The following is a 22,309-nucleotide window of genomic DNA, read 5'->3' as shown; positions in this document are numbered from 1 at the left end:
CTCAGCCCCTCTCCCGCAGCAGCCGGAACTGCAGGGCGGTGACGACGGCGATGACGACGAAGATCAGGTAGCTCATCGCGGAGGCGTAGCCGTAGTTGCCGAACCCGAACTGCCGGTAGGTGTACATCGACGCGGAGATCGTCGAGTTGAGCGGGCCGCCGTTGGTCATGACGTAGGGCTCCTCGAAGAACTGCAGGTAGCCGATCGCCGTGGTGACCGACACGAACAGGATCGTCGGGCGCAGCAGCGGCAGCGTGATGTGCCGGAACCGCTTGAGCGCCCCCGCGCCGTCGATGGACGCCGCCTCGTGCAGCGACGCGGGCACCGCCTGCAACCCGGCCAGGAAGATGATCATCGCGGTGCCGAAGTTGCGCCACGCGGCCATCAGGATCAACGCGGGCATCGACCAGTCCGGGTCGCCGAGCCAGTTCGGCCCGTCGATCCCGAACCAGCCGAGCACGGTGTTGACCAGGCCGAACTCGTCCTGCAGCAGGAACCGCCACACCACCGCGACCGCGACGATCGAGGTGATCACCGGGGTGTAGAAGCCCAGCCGGAAGAACGCGCGGAACCGGGTGATGCCCTTGTCCAGCACCACGGCGGCCAGCAGCGCGATGCCCAGCGTGAGCGGCACGCCGACGAGCACGAAGTACGCGGTGTTCGCGGCGGCCGTGCGGAACAGCGGGTCCGCGAACGCCCGCACGTAGTTCTCGAGCGCGACGAACTCCACCGCGAACGGCGTGCGCAGGTCGCGGTTGCGGGTGTCGGTGAGGCTCATGAACAGCGACTGGAGCACCGGCCAGGCCGTGAACACGAGGAACAGCACGCAGAACGGGACGACCAGGCCCCACGCCGCCCGCTCGACCCCGCGGCGGCGGGCCGCGGCGGGCGAGCTCACCTGCCGGTGCCGATGGAGTCGGCCGCCGACTGGGCCGCCTTCAGCGCGCCGGCCGGGTCGGCACCGGAGCGGGCCACCTTCTCGACCTCGGTGTCGAGCGCGGTGATCACCTGCTCCCAGGTGGCGAAGGTGGGCGGCGACTGGGCGGTGTCGAGCTGCTTGCCGAACGTCGCGAGCTTGGTGTCGGCGGTGAGCGCCGGGTCCTGCCACGCGCTCTTCACCGACGGCAGGTCCGTGGACTGCCGGTACCACTTGACCTGCGTCTTGGCGTCGGCGAGCCAGCTCACGAACTTCCAGGCCGAGTCGCGGTTCTTCGTCTCCTTGAACACCACGAAGTTGGAGCCGCCGACGAAGCTCGACGAGGTCTTCTTGACCGGCATCGGCATGACGTCGTACTTGTCCTTGAAACCCTCACCGCCGAGCTTCTCGACCGCGGACATCATCCAGGGACCGGAGATGAACATCGGCACGCGGCCGCTGACGAAGTCGGGTTCGGTCGTGGGCTGCGCGGGTGCTTCCCCGTCCGCGATGCCCTCGGAGAAGTAGGAGCCGTAGTACTCCAGCGTCTCCTTCAGCTCCGGGCTGTCGAAGTTGTAGGCGGCACCGTCGTCCTTGGTCAGCTGCGCGCCGTTGGACCAGGCGAAGGGCAGCAGCGACTGCCACGAACCGGTTCCGCCCGCCTGCAGGCCGATCCCGAACCTGGCGCCCGCCTTGGCCTGCATGGCCTTGGCCATCTCCTTGAGGCCGGCCCAGTCCTTCGGCGGCGTCTCGAAGCCCGCGGTCTTGGCGAGGTCCTTGCGGTAGTAGACGAGCCGCGTCTCGACGTACCAGGGGATGCCGTAGGAGGTGCCGCCGACCTCGGTGGTGCGCTGCGCGCCGTCGAAGAACGCGCCCTTGTCGATCGACGACGGGGTCGGGTCGAGCGCGCCCATGCCCGCGAACTCCCCCATCCACGTCGAGCCGACCATGGCCGCGTCGGGCGCCTGGCCCGCGGTGATCGCCGAGGTGAACTTGTTGTGCGCGGCGTCCCACGGGATCGCGGTGACCTGGACGTCCACACCGGGGTTGGCCTTCTCGAACTCCTCCGCGAGGGCAGGCAGCTTCTCCCCCTCGGCGCCCATGGCCCAGACGGTGACGGTGCCCGTGGCGGGTCCCTGGGAGATGTCGCCTCCCTGCTGGCCACCGGCCCGGTCGTCACCGCGCCCGCACGCGGCGAGCACCAGCACCAGGGCGGACAGGCCCGCGAGCGACTTGGCGGTCTTGCGCACCATTGGTTTCCCGCTTCCTCTCTGAAGTGGACGGTGTGATCAGGGGCAGCCGCACGACGAGCGCACGACCAGCTGCGTCGGCAACGTCTGCGCGTTCTTCCGCACCGGCTCCCCGCTCACCAGGTCGTGCAGGCGGCTCGCGGCCAGCGCGCCGAGCGCGTGGACGGGCTGGCGGACGGTGGTGAGCCCCGGCCGCACGTACCGCGAGGTCATGACGTCGTCCCAGCCGACCACCGCGATGTCACCGGGCACGTCCTTCCCGGCGTCCTGCAACGTGGTCATGACGCTCAACGCGAGCTCGTCGTTGGCGCACATCAGCGCGTCCACGTCGTGCTCGCCGCGCAGGAGGTTCCGCGCGAACGCGGCACCGTCGGCCTCGCGCAACCCGACCCCGACCGGCTCGGCGGCCGTGCGCCCGCGGTCTTCGTGGGCGGCCACGAACCCCGCATAACGGTCGCGGATGTCGGGCCCGCTGTCCGGGTCGCCGACGAACAACGCCCGCCGCCGCCCGTGGTCGAGCACGTGCCCGGCCAGCTCCCGCGCGCTCTCCAGGTTCTCCGCCGCGACCGCCTCGACCCCGTCCAGCGGCTCACCGGCGATGACGACGACAGGTTTTCTGGCGTGCAGCAACCGCACCACGTCCCGCGAGATCGCCGCCGCCCCGAACACCGCGATGGCGTCGACCCTGGTGGCGAGCTGCCGCACCGCCGCGGCCAGGTCCGTCCGGCTGTCGGTGAGCACCAGCACGACCGACTGCGCGAGCTCGGCGGCCCGCGCCTCGAACCCCATCAGCAGCTCGGCGTAGTAGGGACCGGACAGCTCCGGCAGCACCAGCCCGTGCGCCTCGTGGTGCCGCACCGCCAGGCTCCGCGCCGCCCCGAGCGGCACGTACCCCAGCTCCTCGACGGCGGTGAGCACCTTCTGCCGGGTCGTCTCGGCCACGACGGTGGCCCCCTGCAACACCCGCGAGACGGTGGCGATGCTGACCCCGGCACGCTCGGCGACCGAGTAGATCGTCGCGCCCGCGGGCTTGGCCTCCTGGGAGGCGTGGTGCTGCTTCGCCATCGTGCTGCCTGCCACCTCGTCGTCGCTGACGGTTCTATGTAAGCGCTTACATGTCACTATTTGTGATGTAAGCGCTTACATAGGCTTGATGGGGCAAATATAGGCACGTGTTGCGGCGGGACACAAGACCGACGACTGCCGGCCAGCTCGCCACGACACCAGAAAAGCGCTGCTCAGGCGCGTGTCAGAAAGTTTCGAGGATTGTCGGTCAGCTGCCCGCCGGGCCAAGGTGCGCGACCGATTGCTGTCCAGGACAGATCCGCCCCGCAACCTGGACAGTGTTCATCCACTGGTGTTTGGATGATTACACACCGTGCTTACAACGTTGTATCCCGGCAGATTGGACCGAGACGTTGACCTCCAGGATCGTCGCCTCCGCCTTGGCCGCCCTGCTGCTCGGCAGCGTGCCCGCCGTGGCCTCGTCCACGGCCGCCGCGCCCGACTTCGCGACGGCGGAGGCCGGCAACCCCTTCGTGGACGGGTGGTACGCCGACCCCGACACCGCGTTCTACGAGAACAGGTACTGGGTCTTCCCCACCTCGTCGCGCCCCTACGACGAGCAGACCTACCTCGACGCCTTCTCCTCGACCGACCTGGTCACCTGGACCAAGCACCCGAACGTCCTGACCACGGCGTCCGTCTCCTGGGCCCGCCGCGCCGTCTGGGCACCGGCCCCCGTGCAACGCAACGGCAAGTACTACCTGTACTTCGGCGCCAACGACATCCAGTCCGACTCCGAGCTCGGCGGTATCGGCGTCGCGGTCGCCGACCGGCCGGAGGGCCCGTACCGGGACGCGATCGGCAAGCCGTTGATCGCGCAGTTCGTCAACGGCGCGCAACCCATCGACCAGGACGTCTTCATCGACACCGACGGTCAGGCATACCTGTACTACGGCGGCTGGGGTCACGCGAACGTCGTGAAGCTCAACGCGGACATGACGAGCCTCGGCACGTTCGCGGACGGCAGCACGTACAGGGAGATCACCCCGGCGAACTTCACCGAGGGGTCGCAGATGTTCAAGCGCGGCGGCAAGTACTACTTCATGTGGTCCGAGGACGGCTGGACCGGCCCGAACTACGCCGTGGCCTACGCGATCTCCGACTCCCCCACCGGCCCGTTCACGAAGGTCGGCCGCGTGCTTAGCCAGGACCCAGCGGTGGCACGGGGTTCCGGCCACAACGGCGTGATCAACGTGCCGGGCACCGACATCTGGTACATCACCTACCACCGCCGCCCGTTGAGCAAGTCCGGCGCCAACGACCGCCAGCTCGCCTACGACCGCATGACCTTCAACCCCGACGGCACCATCCAGCCGGTCACCATGCGGGTCAAGGACAACTTCGCCGACGACAACGCGATCGGCTGGACCACCCACGGCGGCACCTGGGCAGCCCGCGCCGGCCGCTACGAGGCCGGCTCGTCGTTCGGCGGGAAGTCGTTGCTGGACACCAACTTCACGAACTTCGTCCAGGACGTCGACGTCATCCCCCGCTCGGCCGCAGGTGACAGCGGCGTCGTGTTCCGCGTGACGCAGGCGGCCACCGGCACCGACAGCTACCGCGGCTACTACGCGGGGATCACCGGCAACGGCCGGGTCGTGCTGGGCAAGGCGGACAACAGCTGGGCGCAGCTGGCGTCCGCGCCGGCGACCGTGCGGCCGAACGCGGCGCACCGGCTGCGGGTGGAGGCGGTCGGGGCGTCGATCAAGGTGTACGTCGAGGACCTGACGACGCCGAAGATCTCGGTGACCGACACGAGCTACGCCAGCGGGGCCAACGGGGTGCGCGTGTTCAACACGGGTGCGGCATTTGACAACTTCGCGGTCGCGCACCGGTGAGCCGCCTGTTGTTACCATCCGGATGTTGACGACATCCAGGAGTGGTGAATGGCGACTCGGCACCTGTACGTGGTGCGGCACGGCGCGGCGGACCCGTTCGGCGAGCTGACGGAGGTCGGGGAACGCCAGGCGCACCTGCTCGGTGAGCGCCTGGCGGAGTCGCCGATCACGGCGGTGTGGCACTCCCCTCTGCCCAGAGCCGTGCGCACCGCCCGGATCCTCGGCACGCACCTGCCGGGGGCGACGGTGGCCGAGGCACCGGAGCTGGTCGACCACGTGCCGCACGTGCCGGAGGACGTCCCACCGGCGTGGGCGGGGTTCTTCGACGGCTACGACGCCGCGGAGGCCGCGGCAGGCGCACGGTTGGCGGAGGCCTTGACCGCGCGGTTCGCCGGGCCGGCCTCTGCCGAGTCGCACGAGGTGCTGGTGACGCACGCCTACCAGGTGGCGTGGCTGGTGCGTGACGCCCTCGGGGCGCCGCCGGCCCGGTGGCTGGGGATGAGCTGCGGGAACGCGGCGTTGACGGTGGTCGAGCACCGGCACGGGAGTCCGCCGGCTTTGGTGGTCTACAACGACATGGGGCACCTGCCGGCGGAGCTGCGGTGGACGGGGTTCGGGCCGGGGCTGCGGCCGTGAGGTGAGGAGGCCGGATCGTCCGGCTGCGGCCGTGCGGTGAGGAGGCCGGGTCACCCGGCTGCGGCCGTGCGGTGAGGGAGCCGGGTCACCCGGCTGCGGCCGTGCGGTGAGGGAGCCGGGTCACCCGGCTGCGGCCGTGAGGTGAGGGAGCCGGGTCACCCGGTGGTGCCCTTATCGGCGCAGCACCGCCTGCGCGGCGACCAGCCGCTCGACCTCGCCGCCGCCCCCGACGCCACCGACGACCTCGTCCGCCCACCCGAGCAACCGCTCCAGGCGCGAATCCGCCTCTCCCGTCACCACTTCGGGCCGCCCGAGCACGACCTCACCACTCGTCCCGTCCAGCGTGACCACCACACCGGCGGCGAGGGTCAGCTCCCCTGCCCCGACAACGGCCGGCTTCCCCATCGACCGCGCCACCACCGCCGCATGACTCGCCGGCCCACCGCGCGCAGTCACCACGCCGGCCGCCACGGCCAGCCCGCGGATGTCGTCCGGTGATGTCTCCGGCCGCACCAGCACGACGGGACCACCCGAGGCCCGACGCACCGCGTCGTCGGAGGTCAGCGCCACCTGCCCGGTCGCGACCCCGGGACACACGCCCACGCCTCGCGCCACCACCTCCGTTCCCGCGGCGATCCGCGGCACGCGCACGTGCCGCAGGTGCGAGGGCGACACCCGCAGCAGGGCCTCGGCGCGGGTGATCAGGCCTTCGTCGGCGAGGTCGGTGGCGGTGCGAACAGCGGCGGCCCCGGTGAACCGTCCCGGCCGCACCTGCAGCAGCCACAGCCGGCCGGACTCGAAGGTGAACTCGACGTAGCAGGCGTCGCGGTGGTGCCGCTCGATTCGGTGCAGCGCGTCGTGGAGGTCCTGCCGCACAGGGGGTTCCAGCGCGGTCAGCGGCAGGGTCAGTGACCGGCCGGAGACGACGGCCTCGCCGTGGTGTCCGAAGAGGACCTCGCCGAACGGCGTGCGCGCGCCGGTGCTCGGGTCGCGGCTGAAGGCGACGCCGGCGCCGCTGTGGTCGTCGCGGGTGCCGAACACCATCTGCTGCACGACCACGGCCGTGCCGAGGTCGTGCGGGATGCCGTGCAACGTGCGGTAGGTGCGGGCACGGGGTGTGTTCCACGAGGCGAACACGGACTCGACCGCGTCGTCCAGGGTGGTCGGGTCCACGTCGAGGATCGTGTCCATCATGCCGGGCATCGACACCGCGGCGCCGGAGCGGACCGAGACCGCGGACATCCCCGCCACGGCCGCCGCGAGCTCGGCACCGAGTCCGGGTGGAAGCCTGCCGTCGCGCAGGAACGCGCGGCACGCGTCCGTGGTCACGACGACCGCGGCGGGGACGGGCAGGCTGAGGCGGTGCAGCAGGGCCAGGCCGTGCGCCTTGCCGCCCACCACCTCCGGCGGCTCGTGCAGGTCCGCGGAGACCGTCCTCACCCAGCCCATCGCTGGATCCCCATGGTCGCGAGGAGGTCCTCGTGCAGTTCGGCCCACACGGTGTGGAACGAGTCGATCGTGTCGGTGAGGTGGTCCCGCTCGCCCGCTTCCGCGCGGGCCAGGGCGGTGCCGAGGCGGGTCTCGTAGCGGCCGAACCGGGGCAGCGCGGCGGCCAGAGCGGCGATCACGACGAGCGCGCGGTCGTGGAAGTCGCGGAACAGGCCCACGACGCGGTCGTCGTAGGCAGCGTCCGTGTGGTCGTTGATGGTCGTGGCGCCGTCGACCGGGCGGATCTGCCACGCCGTGCAGAGGTCGAGCAGCTCGGGGTTGAGGACGAGGAACTCCTCGAACGCGGCCTTCAGCTCGGTACGGGTGCCGGCCCCGTCCAGCTCGGCGGCGGTCTGCTCGGCGTCGGCGGCCTTGCCGTCCCCCGTCAGCGACCAGCCGCCGAAGTCGCGGTGGTGGGTGACGAGGCCGGCAACGGCGAGGTCGATCAGGTCGGACTCCACTTCGGACGGTGACAGCCCGGTGAACGCGGCCACCCGCGTCACGTTCGTGGCACCGGTGCAGCGCAGGGCGTGCAGCACCAACGGGTTCACGACGTCGCCTCCCGCCTGCGCGCACCGGCCGCGTGACTGGCGCCCAGCCCCTGAGCGCGGGCCACGACCACGCCGTCGCGCACCCGGACCGCCGCCTCCGTGTCGTCGCCGGCGTTCCCGAGCCCGAGCGCGGACGGCACCGCCGCGTCCTCGTCGAGCACCAGCCGTACGTGCCGCCACACGTCGGGCGCGAACACCCGCCGCAGGCAGCCGACGAGGTCGGTGAGTCGCAGCCGCACGAGGCGGCCGGTCTCCTCCTGGTCGCCGGTCACCACGACCAGCACGACCTGCTCGCCGGGCCGCACCGACCGCAGCGCCTCCTCAGCCGCGCCGAGCCGGCCGGCGCCGAGCACCGCGACCAGGCCGTCGGTCAGGTCGACCGGGCCTCCGCCGATCAGGTCGACTAGACCCTCCGGCGCGGTCCAGGCGTCGGCGCAGGTCCGCGCCGGGGCGACGTAGGGCAGGTGCGGTGGCGCCCAGGTGTCCGCGAGGTCGACCTGCGCCAGGTGCCGGCACGCGTGCGCCACGTCGAACGGGTCGCCGAAGCCCGGCGCCGACTCGGCCCGGTGCGCCGCGCCGTCGAGCAACGTCAGCACCACCTGCGCCAGCCGCACCTGTCGCGCGGGACCACCGCGTTCCAGCGCCGTCGCCAGCAGGACCGCCTCCAGCGCCGCGACCTGGGCGAGCACCGGTCCGTGCTGGTCGTCGAGCACACCGTCCAGCGACCTGAGCTGCAACCGCCCGCCCGCGGCCGAGTCGCCCACCAGCGGCAACCGCTCCAGCCACACCCGCGCGAACACGCCCAGCGCGTCGACCGCCGACGACGGCGACACCTCGGCCGGCACCCCGCCCGCGGCACCCGCGGCACCGGCCAGCTCGATCAGCACGGCGAGGTACAGCGCGCGCTTGCCGGGGAAGTTGGAGTACACCGCGCCACGGGTCAGCTCCGCCCGCTCCGCGATGCGGTCCACCTTGGCCCCGGCGTAGCCGTGCTCGGTGAACTCCTCCTTCGCCGCCGCCAGCACGGACGCCCGCGTGCGCGCCTGTTGCTGTGCCCTCGTCAGCCGCACCATCGGCCACTCCCCGCTACGGTTCAGATGTTGTGAACATCCAGATTACCGCAACGTCCGAATCAGTTCAGGACCGCCGCCCCGGCGGCACATGCTTGAGGGTGGGTCCCGCCGTGGCGCCGCCCGCGACACGAATGGCGGAGCACAATTCATGATCGTCGGCACGCGCACGGGTCCTGATCAAGAACCACACGCGCCGGAGTTTTCGAAAAGATTTTCGAAACTTCGCCGATTCACGCGTCGGCACAGCGAGTCGGAAGCACTCGCACAAGAGTGAATCCCATGTAGTCGAACATGTCGTTCACCTGGTCGTTCGACAACGATTCGACACGGGTCTTGACAGCTTCAACGGTCCTCCCCGGACCGCACCAAGGCCTGTGAGCAGCGCGAACGCGACCCTTGATCCGTCGAACGGATTCGGTTAATACTGCTCGCAGTTCGGCGTCGGGCGGGTGGTTTTGGCGCAATCCGCATCGCCCGCACCGGACAGATCAGCAACTGAACCCATTCCACCCGCGAAGCTGCGGGTGCAAACTCAGAAAGCGCCGAATATGACGCTGACAGCGAAGTCAGTCGCACGGGTGACCCTCGTGTCCAGCCTTGTCGCCGCCACCGTCGGTGCCGCGATCATCGCGGCGTCGCCCGCCAGTGGGGCCGCGTCCACACTGGCCGCGGCGGCCCAGCAGAGCGGCCGGTACTTCGGCACCGCGGTGGCCGCGAACAAGCTCGGCGACTCGACCTACGTGGGGATTCTGAACCGCGAGTTCGACATGGTCACCGCCGAGAACGAGATGAAGATGGACGCGACCGAGCCGAACCAGAACCAGTTCAGCTACGGCAACGCGGACCGGATCGTCAACCAGGCCCGCAACCAGGGCAAGCGGGTGCGCGGGCACGCGCTGGCCTGGCACATGCAGCAGCCCGGCTGGATGCAGAACATGTCCGGCACCGCCCTGCGCAACGCGATGCTCAACCACGTCACGCAGGTCGCCACCTACTACCGGGGCAAGATCTACGCCTGGGACGTGGTGAACGAGGCGTTCGCCGACGGCAACAGCGGCGGGCGTCGCGACTCGAACCTCCAGCGCACCGGCAACGACTGGATCGAGGCCGCGTTCCGCGCGGCCCGTGCGGCGGACCCGAACGCGAAGCTCTGCTACAACGACTACAACACCGACAACTGGTCGCACGCCAAGACCCAGGGCGTCTACCGGATGGTGCAGGACTTCAAGTCCCGCGGCGTCCCGATCGACTGCGTCGGCTTCCAGGCGCACTTCAACAGCGGCAACCCGGTTCCGTCGAACTACCACACCACGCTGCAGAACTTCGCGGCGCTGGGCGTGGACGTCCAGATCACCGAACTGGACATCGAGGGCTCCGGCAGCTCGCAGGCCCAGCAGTACCAGGGCGTCACGCAGGCCTGTCTCTCCGTGGCCCGCTGCACCGGCATCACGGTGTGGGGCATCCGCGACACCGACTCGTGGCGCGCCTCGGGCACCCCGTTGCTGTTCGACGGCAGCGGCAACAAGAAGGCCGCGTACAACTCGGTCCTCAGCGTCCTGAACAGCGGCACGGGCGGCACCGACCCCACGACCACCACCACGACGACGACCACGACGTCCAACCCCGGCGGCGGGGGCTGCACGGCGACGTACTCCGAGGGTGAGAAGTGGGGCGACCGCTTCAACGGCAACGTCACGGTGTCGGGCACTGACAACTGGATCGTGACGGTGACCGTGAGCTCGCCACAGCGGATCATCGCCACCTGGAACACCAGTGCCTCGTGGGACTCCGCGAACGTGATGACCGCGCGCCCCAACGGCAGCGGCAACACGTTCGGCTTCACCATCATGCACGGCGGCAACTGGAACTGGCCCAGCATCTCCTGCCGGGTCGCCTGATCACACCAGCGGAGGGCCCCGGTGACCACCGGGGCCCTTCCCCCGTCCGCGCTACGCCACTCCGCCGCCACCCGGACTGGACGGAGCAAAGCCATGCACTCCACCGATTCCCGCACGTTCAGAGCAGCCGCGGCCATGGCCGCCGCGGTGCTCGTCACGACAACGGCCGCCGTGGCCGGGTCGCAGTCCGCGGCAGCCGCCGCCGGGTGCAGGGCCGACTACAGGGTCGGGTCCCAATGGCAGGGAGGCTTCACCGCCGAGGTCGTCGTCACGAACCTCGGTGACGCGGTCACCGGCTGGCGGCTCGCGTGGACGTTCCCCGGTGACGAGCGGATCACGCAGTCGTGGAACGGGTCGCACACCCAGTCCGGCGCGAACGTGACCGCCGTCAACGCGGCCTGGAACGGTGGCATCGCCACCGGCGCGACCGTCTCGCTCGGGTTCAACGCCACCGCCAGTGCGCGCGCGGCGACCCCGGCGGTGTTCACCCTCAACGGCACCGCGTGCACCGGCACCACCGACCCCACCACGACGACCACCACGACCACGACCACGACGAGCACGGACCCCCAGCCGGGTCGGCCCGCGATCGAGAACAACTTCCCCGTCACCCGCGAGGGCGCGTACGGCGACAACCGCTTCACGGTGTTCCGCCCGGCGAACCCGCAGGCGGCCGACCGGCCACTGCCCGTGCTGGCGTTCGGCAACGGCGCCTGCGCGCACACGAACAACAGCGAGGTCACCCGCATCCTGACGTTCGTCGCGTCGAAGGGCTTCGTGGTCGTGGACACCGGCTCGGTCGACGGCTCGCCCAACGGCGTGCCGAGCGGGTCGCCGATCCCCTCCCTGCTGACGGACGCGATCACCTGGGCCGAACGGGAGCAGAACCGCTCCGGCGCCGCCCTGCGCCAGCGCCTCGACCTGACCAGGGTCGCCACCGCGGGCCACTCGTGCGGCGGGCTGGAGGCACTGGTCGCCGCGCAGGACCGCCGGGTGTCCGCCGTGATCGCGTTGAACAGCGGTTTCTTCGCCGACGGCGCCTTCGGCTACCCGCGCTCCGAGCTCGGCAAGCTGCACACGCCGGCGCTGTTCATGGACGGCGGCTCCTCCGACATCGCCTACGCCAACAACCAGGCCAACTACGACCTGGCCACCGTGCCGTCCGTCCTGGCGCGGCACCCGCAGGCCGGGCACGTCGGGTTCATCACCGGCAGCCAGCTGACCGACGGCATGACGACGGTCGTGCAGTTCCTCGACATGGTGCTCAACGGCAACCAGACCGCCCGCAACTACGTCCTCAGCCCGTCCGGCCTGGCCGCCAAGGCGCCGTGGGTGGTGGCCAAGAAGAACTTCTGACCCGGTTCCAGACCCCGGCAGTTCCAGACCCCGGCAGGGCGGGGGCCGCCGCAACGCCGTGACGGCGCAGGGGCGCAGGGCGCACCCGCACGGCGTTGCGGCGTCGGGCTGCGCGGGTCACCGGCCGGTTCCGGGCACTGCCACGAGGTGCTGCCGCGGACGTCCGCGGCAGCCACCCGTGGCCCCTACCGGTCACCTGACCGTCATCCCACCCGCTTCAGCACCACCAGCGACCGCGCCGCCAGGACGAGCTGGCCGGTCGCGGGGATCGGCTTCTCCCGCTCGCCGACCTCACCGGTCGCGGTGTCCACCACGACCACCCACTCCGGGCCGTAGGTGGGCTCGGGCAGCGTCACCTCGATGTCCTCGTGGTGGGCGTTGAACGCGATGAGGAACGAGTCGTCGACCACCCTCATCCCGCTCTGATCCAGGTCGGGGATGCCTTCGCCGTTGAGGAAGACGACGATGCACTTGCCGAAGTCGTCCTCCCAGTTCTGCTCGGTCATCTCCTCACCGGAGGGGGTGAACCACGCGATGTCGCGCAGCTCGTCGCCCTTGCGGATCGGCCGGCCGACGAAGAACCGCTTGCGCCGGAACACCGGGTGCGCCTTGCGGAACGCGGTCAGCGCCGAGGTGAAGTCGACCAGCTCGGCGTTCGCGTCGGCCAACGTCCAGTCCACCCACGAGATGGCGTTGTCCTGGCAGTAGACGTTGTTGTTGCCGTCCTGCGTGCGGCCGAACTCGTCGCCGTGCAGGATCATCGGCACGCCCTGCGACAACAGCAGCGTCGCCATCATGTTCCGCCGCTGCCGGGCGCGCAGCGTGAGGACGCCCTCGTCGTCGGTCGGTCCTTCGGCGCCGCAGTTCCACGAGCGGTTGTGGCTCTCGCCGTCGTTGTTGTCCTCGCCGTTGGCCTCGTTGTGCTTCTCGTTGTACGACACCAGGTCGTTGAGCGTGAAGCCGTCGTGGGCGGTGACGAAGTTGATCGACGCGTAAGGCCGGCGGCCGTCGTTCTGGTAGAGGTCGGAGGAGCCGGTGATGCGCGAGGCGAACTCGCCCAGCGTCGCCGGCTCACCGCGCCAGAAGTCCCGGACGGTGTCGCGGAACTTGCCGTTCCACTCCGTCCACAGCGGCGGGAAGTTGCCCACCTGGTACCCACCGGGACCGACGTCCCACGGCTCGGCGATCAGCTTGACCTGCGAGACCACCGGGTCCTGCTGCACGACCTCGAAGAACGTCGCCAGCCGGTCCACGTCGTAGAACTCCCGCGCCAGCGTCGCCGCCAGGTCGAACCGGAAGCCATCGACGTGCATCTCGGTGACCCAGTACCGCAGCGAGTCCATGATCAGCTGCAACGTGTGCGGCGTCCGCACGTTCAGGGAGTTACCGGTGCCCGTGTAGTCCATGTAGTACTGCGGGTCGTCCTCGACGAGCCGGTAGTACGCCTCGTTGTCGATGCCCTTCATCGACAGGGTCGGCCCGAGGTGGTTGCCCTCGGCGGTGTGGTTGTAGACCACGTCGAGGATGACCTCGATGCCCGCTTGGTGCAGGGTGCGGACCATGCCCTTGAACTCCTGCACCTGGTCGCCGGAGCCGGCGAGGGAGGCGTAGGCGTCGTGCGGCGCGAAGAAGCCGATCGTGTTGTAGCCCCAGTAGTTGGTGAGGCCCTTGTCGGCGAGGGTGTGGTCGCTGATGAACTGGTGCACCGGCATCAGCTCGACCGCGGTCACACCCAGCCTGGTCAGGTGGTCGATCATCACCGGGTGCGCGAGACCCGCGTACGTTCCGCGCATCCGCTCCGGGATCTCCGGGTGGTCGATCGTGAGGCCGCGGACGTGCGCCTCGTACACGACGCTCTCGTTGTAGGGCGTCCTCGGCAGCCGGTCCTCCGCCCAGTCGAAGAACGGGTTGACCACCACGGACTTCGGCACGAACGGCGCCGAGTCGTCGTCGTTGCGCTCGTCCGGCGCGCCGAACCGGTAGCTGTAGAGGGACTCGTCCCACCGCAGCCCGTCGCTGATCGCCTTCGCGTACGGGTCGATGAGCAGCTTGGTGGGGTTGCAGCGAAGGCCCCGCTCCGGGTCGTACGGCCCGTGCACGCGGTACCCGTACCGCTGTCCCGGTCCGACGCCGTGCAGGTAACCGTGGTGGACGAAACCGCTCACCTCGGGCAGGTGAACCCGCGTCTCGGTGCCGTCGTCGTCGAACAGGCAGAGCTCGACGCGGTCTGCCACCTCCGAGAACAACGCGAAGTTGGTACCGACGCCGTCATAGGTGGCGCCGAGCGGGTAGGACGTTCCAGGCCAGGCTTTCACGCGCGAGGTATGCCCAGGATCACCCGATCTAACTCTTTCGAGTGCAGGTTGTGCTCGCGATCACCGGGTAACCGGCTCTCATGGCAACACATGATCTGGGCGCGGGCGACGACCAGGCGTCCTACACGCCCCCGCACGACACCGGCTCACCCGACTCGGTCGAAACCGATCCCGCGGCCCTGAACAGCGCGGAGGACCTCGACGAGGACCGCCTCAAGCTGGACCCGCTCGAAGCGGGGATGGACCCGCCGGAGCGGTGGACGGCCGCCGACAAGTACGGCACGACGCCGTACGAGCAGGCCCACCCGCGTCCGCTGGACGACCGGCTGGCAGAGGAACAGCCCGACGTGCCGGTCGTGCCGAGCGAGCTGGACGAGGAGTCGCAGACCGAGGCCGCGGGGCGGGGCCAGCTCGCCGACGAGCCCGGTGGCTCGGTGGCGAGCACGGCACGGACGCCCGACGAGCCGATCTGATCCCGCAGCGGCCGCGCCCGCCGGACGCAACCGTCCGGCGGGCGCCGTTCTGCGCCGAAGCCCGCGTCACCGGTTGAGACGTCCGAACAGGACCTCGACGCCGCTCAGCTACCCGGTCACCCCGGCGATCAGCTGCGCCGTCATCCCCCCGCGGTGGAACAGGAACGCGTGGGCACCGGGTACCACCACCGCCCGCCCGTCCGGTGCCGCGGCGGCGAGCCGTTCGACCCAGTGCACCGGCGACAACGCGTCGTGCTCACCGCGCACCACCAGCACCGGGCACCCCACCCGCGCGACGACCTCTTCCGGCCGGTCCCGCTGGGCCGAGCGGACGAAGCGCGCGATCTCCACCGGACCGGCGCGCAGGTAGTCGGGCACCGTCCCGCGCACCACCGAGGGCGGCTCGTGCGGCAGGGTGCGCAGGAACCCGCTGACCAGGCCGCCCAAGCCGCGTTGTTCCGGTGGGAAGGTGGGGCCGAGCAGCACCAGCGACCGCACCAGCTCGGGCCGGGCCGCAGCGGCGTGCAGTGCGGCCTGGGCGCCGGTGGAGTGCCCCGCCAGCACCACCGGTGCCGCGACCACCTCCTCGACCCAGTCGCACACCGCCCGCGCGACCGCGCCGATCCCGGCCGGGCACACCCGTGCCGCGCGGTGGCCGAAGCCCGGCACGTCGAGCAGGTGCGCCCTGGTGAAGGCACCGCAGCCGGCGAGGGTGTCGGCTAGGTAGCCGAGCGCGCCGAGGCCGGGCACCAGCACGACGTCGGGCCGGTCGCCGACGCGGTGCCCCGCCGTCAGGCTGCGGAACTCCCGGTCCCCGACCCGGTCCCACCGTTCCCGCACGTGCCGCGGGCGGTCCGGCATGGCTGGCTCCCTCCGCCGTGGTCCACACCGGAACTACCGCTCCCCCGATCGGCGAAACGTGACGCACGGCGGAGATCCGCGTGATTGGACGTCCGGTGCGCGGGAACACCTGCGGTTCCGACGTTCGATCATCGTGAGGTGACCGCCCATGGCAGCAGACCAGTACACCCGGCAGGACCCGAGGGAGCAGTACCCGCGTCCCGGCCGGCAGGAGGGCCAGGAGCAGGAGCACCCCGGCACCGGCAGCCGGATGGGTCCAGAGCCCGACCACGGCGAGCACACCTACCGGGGCAGCGACCGGCTGCGCGACACCAAGGCCGTGATCACCGGCGGCGACTCCGGCATCGGCCGCGCCACCGCGATCGCGTTCGCCCGCGAGGGTGCTGACGTGCTGCTCTGCTACCTGGAGGAGGAGCAGGCCGACGCCGAGCGCACCGCCGAGCTCGTGCGCGAAGCTGGCCGGCAGGCCGTGCTGGTCCCCGGCGACCTGCGCACCGAGGAGGCGTGCCGGGAGGTCGCCCGGCGCGCGGAGGAGGAGTTCGGGCGGATCGACGTCCTGGTCAACAACGCGGCCTACCAGATGGCGCAGGACGAGGGGCTGCTCGGCATCAGCAGCGACCAGTTCGACCGCGTGTTCAAGACGAACGTCTACGCGATGTTCTGGCTGACCAAGGCCGCCGTGCCGCTGATGCGACCGGGTGCGGCGATCATCAACACGTCGTCGATCCAGGCGTTCCAGCCCTCGCCCGAGCTGATGGACTACGCCGCCACCAAGGGCGCGATCGTCAACTTCACCAAGGCGCTCTCCGCCGACCTGGTCGACAAGGGCATCCGGGTCAACTCCGTGGCCCCCGGTCCGGTGTGGACACCGCTGATCCCCGCGACCATGCCGGCCGAGAAGGTCGACGACTTCGGCGCGCAGACACCGCTGGGCCGGGCCGCGCAACCGGCCGAGCTGGCACCGGTCTACGTCTTCTTCGCCTCGCAGGAGTCCAGCTACATCACCGGCGAGGTCCTCGGCGTCACCGGTGGCCAGCTGCTCACCTGACGAGGTGACAACGCGCTGTTTGCCCGCGACCCCGCCGGGTAACCGTGCCGCGTGCGCACCACCGACCGCATCCGCACCACGAGCCTGCCGGCGGTGCCACGCCGGCGGGCTGCGGGCGGGCAACCGCCGGGCTCCCCACCTCCCCCGGACGCGCACGCGACTGACCTCGGGCACGTCCGGAGACGCCGCACGACCCACCACGGCGAGGGAGGAACGACCGCATGCGCATCAGCCGCAAGCCCACGGGTGCCAAGTTCTTCGAGCTGTTCACCGAGATCGGCGCGAACATCGGCAGGAGCGTGGAGCTGCTGGGCGAGTTCGTGCGGGCGCCCGCCGACCGGCGGCAGGAGCTGGCGGAGCGCATGCACGCGCTGGAGAACGCCGGTGACGACGCCACGCACGCGATCATCGAGCACCTGGACCGGTCGTTCGTCACGCCGTTCGACCGGGAGGACATCTACCGGCTCGCGGCCAGGCTGGACGACGTCGTCGACCACATGGACGCCGCGGTCGACCTGGCGACCCTCTACCGCGTGGGTGAGCTGCCCGACGGCGTGAACGCGCAGGTGGACCTGCTGTGCCGGGCCGCCCAACTGACCGCGGCGGCCATGCCCCGGCTGGCAGAGCCGCAGGAGCTGACCGCCTACTGGGTGGACGTGAACCAGGTCGAGAACGAGGCCGACCAGGTCTACCGGCGGCTGTTGTCGGAGCTGTTCAACGGGCAGCGCGACGCCCTGGAGGTCATGAAGCTCAAGGAGGTCGTGGACGAGCTGGAGGCAGCGGCCGACGCGTTCGAGCACGTGGCGAACGCCGTGCACTCGATCGCGGTCAAGGAGGCCTGATGCTCACCGCGGGCCTGGTGCTCGTGGTGGTGCTGGCACTGGCCTTCGACTTCACCAACGGCTTCCACGACGCCGCCAACGCCATCGCCACCGCGGTCTCCACCCGTGCGCTCACCCTGCGCGCCGCACTCGCGCTCGCGGCGGTGATGAACCTGGTCGGCGCGCTGCTGGGCACCGGCGTCGCGGTCACCATCGCCTCCGGTCTCATCGACACCCCGGTCGGCGACGACGCGCTGCACGTGGTCACCGCCGCCCTGGTCGGCGCCATCGCCTGGAACCTGGTCACCTGGTACTTCGGGCTGCCGTCGTCCTCGTCGCACGCGCTGGTGGGCGGCCTGGTCGGTGCCGCGCTGGCCTCCGCGACCACGGTGCACTGGGCGGGCGTGGTGGAGAAGGTCGTGATCCCGATGGTGGTCTCGCCCGTCGTCGGCCTGCTGCTCGGCTACCTGGTGATGACGGTGATCATGTGGGCGTTCCGCAACGCGAACGCGCACCGCGCGGGCCGGCTGATGCGCCGCGCCCAGGTGTTCTCCGCTGCGAGCCTCGCGCTGGGCCACGGCCTGCAGGACGCCCAGAAGAGCATGGGCGTGATCGTCCTGGCGCTGGTCGTCACCGGCAACCAGGCCGGTTACTCGGTGCCGTTCTGGGTGATCGGGGCCTGCGCGCTGGCCCTGTCGGCCGGGACGTACGCCGGTGGTCTGCGGATCATGCGCACCCTCGGCCGGCGCATCTTCCACCTCACGCCGCCGCACGGCTTCGCCGCCGAGCTGTCCGCCTCCTCGGTGCTGTACCTGACCGCGTTCGTCTTCCACGCCCCGATCTCCACCACGCACGTCATCACCTCGGCGGTGATGGGCGTCGGCGCCACCACACGCCGGTCCGCGGTGCGCTGGTCGGTGGCGGCGGACATCGCGAAGGGCTGGGTGCTGACGCTGCCCGCGTCCGCTACCGTCGCCGCCGGTGCCTACGGGCTCGTGGCGCTGCTCTGAGCTCCTGCCCGCGGCGGCGGCGGAGCGCTCGAAAGTTCTTCGAAGTTTTTTCGTTATTGCCGGGCGCCGGGGACATCTCCTGGTCAGAGGACCCTGGACCGGCAAGTGAGGTGGGCATGGCGGTGGCCGAGGAACCCGGCGTCGCGACGGTGGTGGCCGCACGCGACGGCGACCAGCGCGCGCTGGACGACCTGGTGAGCGGATACCTGCCCCTCGTCTACAACATCGTGGGGCACGCGCTCGGCGGTCACGCCGACACCGACGACGTGGTCCAGGAGACCATGCTGCGCGCGGTGCACGGGCTGTCCTCGCTGCGCGACCCGGCCGGGTTCCGGTCGTGGCTCGTCGTGATCGCGATGAACCAGATCCGGCTGCGGCACCGCGAAAACCAGCGGGTCCCGATCACCGGACCGGTCCTGGAGGACGTCGCCGACCCCGGCGCTGACTTCGTCGACCTCACGATCATGCGGTTGCAGCTGTCCGGGCAGCGGCGCGAGGTCGTCGCGGCCACCCGCTGGCTCAGCGCCGACGAACGCGAGCTGCTGTCGCTGTGGTGGCTGGAGGCGGCCGGCCGGCTGACCCGCACCGAGGTCGCCGACGCGCTGGAGCTGACGCCGCAGCACACCGCCGTGCGGGTGCAGCGGGTCAAGGCGCAGCTCGACGCCGCGCGGATCGTCGTGCGGACGCTGGAGCGCACGCCGCGCTGCCCCGAGCTGGCCGAGGTCGTCGCCGACTGGGACGGTGACCCCAGCCCGTTGTGGCGCAAGCGGATCGTCCGGCACAGCCGCGGCTGCCCCCGGTGTGAGCGGTGCGGGTACGACCTGGCCGCGGTCGAGGGACTGATCGCCCGGCTGCCGCTGGTGCCGCTGCCCGCCGCGTTCGGGTTCGGGCTCGACCAGTCGGCGCTCGTCGGGACGCAGGTGAGCATCTCCCCCGTCACCACGGCGCCCGCCGCCACCACGACGTCCACGGCGGCGACCGGCAAGTTCGGGGTGTTCCTGCAGGGCGCGCTGGTCAAACCGATCGCCGCCGCGGCGGCCGCCGTGCTGGCCGCGGGCATCGTGGTCGCCGTGCTGCCCTCGAAGGAGGAGCCGGTCACCCGCGCGGTGTCCGCGACCACCTCCCAGAGCGCGCCCACGACCACACCGCCGGCCAGCACCACCACTCCGTCACCAGCGCCGTCCACGGCGCCGCCGTCCTCGACGACGGTGGCCGCACCGCCCGTGCCCGCCGCGGCGCCGAAACCCGTTGCGGCGTCGGCGAAGAAGGGCGTCAGCACGTGGAACTTCTCCGGCGTCGGCAAGGCGCTCACCGACGTGCGCGCCGGGTGGTACTACAACTGGGCCGTGCACCCGGACGGCATCGCCACGCCGCCGAACGTCGAGTTCGTGCCGATGATCTGGGGCGCGAAGTTCACCGACGACGCCACGATCGCCCGCGCGAAGGCCAACGGGAAGGTGCTGCTCGGGTTCAACGAGCCGGACTTCCCCGATCAGGCCAACATGACGCCGGAGCAGGCACTCGACCTGTGGCCGAAGCTCGCCGCCACCGGGTTGCGGCTCGGCAGCCCCGCCGTCGCGCACAGCGGTGACAAGCCGGGCGGCTGGCTCGACCGGTTCATGACCGGTGCGGCCCAGCGCGGCCTGCGGGTCGACTTCATCACCGTGCACTGGTACGGGTCGGACTTCAGCGCGGCGGCCGTGCAGCACCTGAAGAACTACCTCGACGCGGTGCACGCGCGGTACGGCAAACCGGTGTGGCTCACCGAGTACTCGCTCATCGACTTCTCCGGCGGCACACCCCGCTACCCGACCCAGGCGCAGCTCGCGGCGTTCGCCCGCGGTTCCAGCGCGATGATGGAGGGCCTGCCGCACGTCGAGCGGTACGCGTGGTTCGCGCTGCCCGCCGACAAGCCCGGCACCGGTCTCTACGCCCCCGGCGGCACCCCGAACCAGGCCGGCGAGGCCTACCGCGACGCGGGCTGAGCTCCCGCTCGCGTCCGCTCGTCCCGTTCCACCCCTGTGTCAGTCCACCCTGCCCGAAAGGACTTCCGATGACCCACGCCCCCACCCCGTCACGGCTGCGGAGGCGCGTCCTGATCGCGGTCCTCGCCGTGGCCGGTGTCGCGGCGTCCGCGGTGACCGCGAACGCGATGTTCTTCTCACCGCCCAAGCCACCGCCGGCCGCGGTCGCGCCGACCACGACCACGACGCCCACCGCGCAGACCCGCACCGCGACGGCCGTTCCCGGGACTCCCGCTCCCGCTTCCGCACCGGCGACCACCCCGGCCACCACTCCGCCCACCACCGAGGCCGTCGCTCCCCTGCCGCCGCAGGCGCCGATCCCGCCGAACGCGGTGCGCGTGGCGGAGTTCGTGGCCGAGTGCCCGTTCACCCACCGGCTGCCGGACGACCCGATCGTCTTCCCGAACCTGCCCGGTGTCTCGCACATGCACAGCTTCTTCGGCAACGTCTCCACGAACGCCCGCTCGGACGTGACGAGCCTGGGCGGCGCGACGAGCACGTGCAGCCCCAAGACCGACCTGTCGTCGTACTGGGTGCCCACCCTGCTGGTCGACGGCCAGCCCGTCGAGCCGACCGGCACCACGTTCTACTACCTCGGCGAGGGCGTGCGCGACGACGTGATCGCCCGCACCCAGCCGTTGCCGCGGGGCCTGCGGATCGTCGCGGGCAACGCCAAGGCCACCGCGCCGGACGGCAGCACGCAGTCGCGCTGGTCGTGCCTGCACGCCGGCCATGTCGGCGCCTCGAAGGACTTCGTGAACTGCCCGGCCGGCACGATGATCGAGTCCTACCTGGACTTCCCGCAGTGCTGGAACGGCAAGGACCTCGACTCCGCCGACCACAAGAGCCACATGTCCTACCCGGTCGCGGGCGACTGCCCGGCCACGCACCCCGTGCCCGTGCCGAAGCTGCGCCAGGTGCTGCGCTACCCGGCCAACGGCGACCCGGCGCGGTTCAGGCTGTCGTCCGGTCCCGGCTACACGATGCACGGCGACTTCTTCAACGTGTGGCCCGAGGCCGAGATGGCGCAGCGCGTGCGCGACTGCATCAACCGGATCGTCAAGTGCGGACCGGACGGCCGCCCGTAGTGCGGGTCCTGCACGTCGCGGTGGTCCTGCTGGCGGCGGTCCTGCCGACGGGGTGCGGTGCGGTGGCCGAGGCACCACCGGCCGCTGTCCCGTCGCCTGCCGTCTCGTCGCCTGCTGTCCCGTCGCAGGCCGGGCCTACCGCGACGGACCTGGCGTTCGTGGACCTCGTGATCCCGCAGAACGAGTCGGCGCTGGCCGCCCTGGCGCTGGCCGCCGGCCGTCCCGGCTCCGCGCTGCGTCCGGTGGCCGAGCAGCTCGGTGCCGGTTACCGAGCTGAGCTGGCCCAGGCCAGGGAGGTGCTCGCGGAGGCGGGCCGGCCGGAGTCCGGTGAGCACGCAGGCCACGACATGCCCGGCATGATCACGCCCGCCGAGCTGGCCGCGACCGGCGGCGCGCGGGACGCCGACTTCGACGGGCAGCTGCGGACGTTGCTGCGCACCCAGTGCGAGGAGGCGCGGACAGTCGCCCGTGCGGAGCTGTCGGCCGGAACGAGCAGGCAGGCACTCGACCTGGGTGCGCGGATCGAGCGCAGCAGGGCGGAGTTCCTGGTGCTGCTGGGGTCGTGACCGGCTCACCGCGACGGTCATCGGGGCGGTGG

General features: G+C 71.1%; 19 protein-coding genes. 11 read left to right on the top strand and 8 right to left on the bottom strand.

Annotated features, from left to right (window positions below; translation table 11 throughout):
• Position 1: 1 nt before the first annotated feature.
• Genes ACZ7CD_RS07035 through ACZ7CD_RS07025 form a run of 3 tightly spaced genes read right to left on the bottom strand, consistent with a single transcriptional unit; the run spans position 2 to position 3,246 of the window.
• Positions 2–898 (bottom strand): carbohydrate ABC transporter permease, encoded by an 897-nt coding sequence (locus ACZ7CD_RS07035; RefSeq protein WP_470378485.1) that lies wholly within the window; start codon positions 896–898, stop codon positions 2–4.
• Positions 895–2,169, bottom strand: a complete 1,275-nt coding sequence (locus ACZ7CD_RS07030) for a sugar ABC transporter substrate-binding protein (RefSeq protein ID WP_470378484.1) — start codon at positions 2,167–2,169, stop codon at positions 895–897. Before ACZ7CD_RS07030 ends, ACZ7CD_RS07035 begins: the two co-directional genes overlap by 4 nt.
• Before the next feature lie 36 nt (positions 2,170–2,205).
• Positions 2,206–3,246, bottom strand: a complete 1,041-nt coding sequence (locus ACZ7CD_RS07025; RefSeq protein WP_470378483.1) for a LacI family DNA-binding transcriptional regulator — start codon at positions 3,244–3,246, stop codon at positions 2,206–2,208.
• 338 nt (positions 3,247–3,584) lie between these two features.
• Between ACZ7CD_RS07025 and ACZ7CD_RS07020 the strand changes: the two genes are divergently transcribed.
• Both ACZ7CD_RS07020 and ACZ7CD_RS07015 read left to right on the top strand, forming a co-directional pair.
• On the top strand, positions 3,585–5,069 hold the full coding sequence (locus tag ACZ7CD_RS07020; RefSeq protein ID WP_470378482.1) for a family 43 glycosylhydrolase: 1,485 nt from the start codon (positions 3,585–3,587) through the stop codon (positions 5,067–5,069).
• 48 nt (positions 5,070–5,117) lie between these two features.
• Positions 5,118–5,705, top strand: coding sequence for a histidine phosphatase family protein (locus tag ACZ7CD_RS07015; RefSeq protein ID WP_470378481.1), 588 nt, complete (start codon positions 5,118–5,120; stop codon positions 5,703–5,705).
• Positions 5,706–5,876: 171 nt separating this feature from the next.
• On the opposite strand, the gene ACZ7CD_RS07010 is transcribed toward ACZ7CD_RS07015, so the two are convergent.
• The 3 genes from ACZ7CD_RS07010 to ACZ7CD_RS07000 are packed head-to-tail and all read right to left on the bottom strand — an operon-like array spanning position 5,877 to position 8,817.
• Positions 5,877–7,154 carry a PEP/pyruvate-binding domain-containing protein gene (locus tag ACZ7CD_RS07010; RefSeq protein ID WP_470378480.1) on the bottom strand — a complete coding sequence of 426 codons (1,278 nt, stop codon included), beginning with the start codon at positions 7,152–7,154 and terminating at the stop codon, positions 5,877–5,879.
• On the bottom strand, positions 7,142–7,744 hold the full coding sequence (locus ACZ7CD_RS07005) for a transcriptional regulator (protein ID WP_470374099.1): 603 nt from the start codon (positions 7,742–7,744) through the stop codon (positions 7,142–7,144). Before ACZ7CD_RS07005 ends, ACZ7CD_RS07010 begins: the two co-directional genes overlap by 13 nt.
• Positions 7,741–8,817: a TetR family transcriptional regulator gene (locus ACZ7CD_RS07000; RefSeq protein WP_470378479.1), complete on the bottom strand. Its 1,077-nt coding sequence runs from the start codon at positions 8,815–8,817 to the stop codon at positions 7,741–7,743. The genes ACZ7CD_RS07005 and ACZ7CD_RS07000 overlap by 4 nt, the downstream gene beginning before the upstream one ends.
• A 548-nt stretch (positions 8,818–9,365) precedes the next feature.
• Between ACZ7CD_RS07000 and ACZ7CD_RS06995 the strand changes: the two genes are divergently transcribed.
• Complete coding sequence (locus ACZ7CD_RS06995) at positions 9,366–10,715, top strand: glycoside hydrolase family 10 protein (RefSeq protein ID WP_458432503.1); 1,350 nt, start codon at positions 9,366–9,368, stop codon at positions 10,713–10,715.
• A gap of 93 nt (positions 10,716–10,808) precedes the next feature.
• Positions 10,809–12,071, top strand: a complete 1,263-nt coding sequence (locus ACZ7CD_RS06990) for a cellulose binding domain-containing protein (RefSeq protein ID WP_470378478.1) — start codon at positions 10,809–10,811, stop codon at positions 12,069–12,071.
• A gap of 203 nt (positions 12,072–12,274) precedes the next feature.
• Here the strand turns inward: ACZ7CD_RS06990 and glgX are convergent, their stop codons facing one another.
• Positions 12,275–14,386, bottom strand: a complete 2,112-nt coding sequence (gene glgX / locus ACZ7CD_RS06985) for a glycogen debranching protein GlgX (protein ID WP_470378477.1) — start codon at positions 14,384–14,386, stop codon at positions 12,275–12,277.
• 80 nt (positions 14,387–14,466) lie between these two features.
• Between glgX and ACZ7CD_RS06980 the strand changes: the two genes are divergently transcribed.
• Positions 14,467–14,859 carry a hypothetical protein gene (locus ACZ7CD_RS06980; RefSeq protein ID WP_360384081.1) on the top strand — a complete coding sequence of 131 codons (393 nt, stop codon included), beginning with the start codon at positions 14,467–14,469 and terminating at the stop codon, positions 14,857–14,859.
• A 108-nt stretch (positions 14,860–14,967) separates the two neighbouring features.
• Here ACZ7CD_RS06980 and ACZ7CD_RS06975 read toward each other — a convergent pair whose 3' ends face one another.
• Positions 14,968–15,720: an alpha/beta fold hydrolase gene (locus ACZ7CD_RS06975; RefSeq protein WP_360384084.1), complete on the bottom strand. Its 753-nt coding sequence runs from the start codon at positions 15,718–15,720 to the stop codon at positions 14,968–14,970.
• 148 nt (positions 15,721–15,868) lie between these two features.
• Between ACZ7CD_RS06975 and ACZ7CD_RS06970 the strand changes: the two genes are divergently transcribed.
• The 6 genes from ACZ7CD_RS06970 (at position 15,869) to ACZ7CD_RS06945 (ending at position 22,277) form a co-directional block, all read left to right on the top strand.
• Positions 15,869–16,768 carry an SDR family oxidoreductase gene (locus ACZ7CD_RS06970; RefSeq protein ID WP_360384087.1) on the top strand — a complete coding sequence of 300 codons (900 nt, stop codon included), beginning with the start codon at positions 15,869–15,871 and terminating at the stop codon, positions 16,766–16,768.
• Positions 16,769–16,989: 221 nt separating this feature from the next.
• Positions 16,990–17,610, top strand: a complete 621-nt coding sequence (locus ACZ7CD_RS06965) for a DUF47 domain-containing protein (RefSeq protein ID WP_360384090.1) — start codon at positions 16,990–16,992, stop codon at positions 17,608–17,610.
• Positions 17,610–18,599, top strand: a complete 990-nt coding sequence (locus ACZ7CD_RS06960; RefSeq protein ID WP_470378476.1) for an inorganic phosphate transporter — start codon at positions 17,610–17,612, stop codon at positions 18,597–18,599. Before ACZ7CD_RS06965 ends, ACZ7CD_RS06960 begins: the two co-directional genes overlap by 1 nt.
• Positions 18,600–18,715: 116 nt before the next feature.
• A complete protein-coding gene (locus ACZ7CD_RS06955) occupies positions 18,716–20,584 on the top strand; it encodes a sigma-70 family RNA polymerase sigma factor (RefSeq protein WP_470378475.1) in 1,869 nt (622 codons plus the stop codon).
• Positions 20,585–20,652: 68 nt separating this feature from the next.
• Entirely contained in the window at positions 20,653–21,711 is a 1,059-nt protein-coding gene (locus ACZ7CD_RS06950) for a DUF1996 domain-containing protein (protein WP_470378474.1), read from the top strand.
• Positions 21,687–22,277: a DUF305 domain-containing protein gene (locus ACZ7CD_RS06945; RefSeq protein ID WP_470378473.1), complete on the top strand. Its 591-nt coding sequence runs from the start codon at positions 21,687–21,689 to the stop codon at positions 22,275–22,277. The genes ACZ7CD_RS06950 and ACZ7CD_RS06945 overlap by 25 nt, the downstream gene beginning before the upstream one ends.
• Positions 22,278–22,309 lie beyond the last annotated feature (32 nt).

The sequence above is a fragment of the Lentzea sp. NPDC036949 genome (assembly GCF_055608075.1).
Note: the sequence above shows the minus strand (reverse complement) of the source record. Positions and strands in the feature narration are given on the sequence as shown.

Coding starts and splice junctions, on each gene's coding strand:
- ACZ7CD_RS07030 (WP_470378484.1), bottom strand. CDS start 2,169: ATGGTGCGCAAGACCGCCAAGTCGCTCGCGGGCCTGTCCGCCCTGGTG.
- ACZ7CD_RS07015 (WP_470378481.1), top strand. CDS start 5,118: ATGGCGACTCGGCACCTGTACGTGGTGCGGCACGGCGCGGCGGACCCG.
- ACZ7CD_RS07010 (WP_470378480.1), bottom strand. CDS start 7,154: ATGGGCTGGGTGAGGACGGTCTCCGCGGACCTGCACGAGCCGCCGGAG.
- ACZ7CD_RS07000 (WP_470378479.1), bottom strand. CDS start 8,817: ATGGTGCGGCTGACGAGGGCACAGCAACAGGCGCGCACGCGGGCGTCC.
- ACZ7CD_RS06995 (WP_458432503.1), top strand. CDS start 9,366: ATGACGCTGACAGCGAAGTCAGTCGCACGGGTGACCCTCGTGTCCAGC.
- ACZ7CD_RS06990 (WP_470378478.1), top strand. CDS start 10,809: ATGCACTCCACCGATTCCCGCACGTTCAGAGCAGCCGCGGCCATGGCC.
- ACZ7CD_RS06980 (WP_360384081.1), top strand. CDS start 14,467: ATGGCAACACATGATCTGGGCGCGGGCGACGACCAGGCGTCCTACACG.
- ACZ7CD_RS06975 (WP_360384084.1), bottom strand. CDS start 15,720: ATGCCGGACCGCCCGCGGCACGTGCGGGAACGGTGGGACCGGGTCGGG.
- ACZ7CD_RS06970 (WP_360384087.1), top strand. CDS start 15,869: ATGGCAGCAGACCAGTACACCCGGCAGGACCCGAGGGAGCAGTACCCG.
- ACZ7CD_RS06965 (WP_360384090.1), top strand. CDS start 16,990: ATGCGCATCAGCCGCAAGCCCACGGGTGCCAAGTTCTTCGAGCTGTTC.
- ACZ7CD_RS06960 (WP_470378476.1), top strand. CDS start 17,610: ATGCTCACCGCGGGCCTGGTGCTCGTGGTGGTGCTGGCACTGGCCTTC.
- ACZ7CD_RS06955 (WP_470378475.1), top strand. CDS start 18,716: ATGGCGGTGGCCGAGGAACCCGGCGTCGCGACGGTGGTGGCCGCACGC.
- ACZ7CD_RS06950 (WP_470378474.1), top strand. CDS start 20,653: ATGACCCACGCCCCCACCCCGTCACGGCTGCGGAGGCGCGTCCTGATC.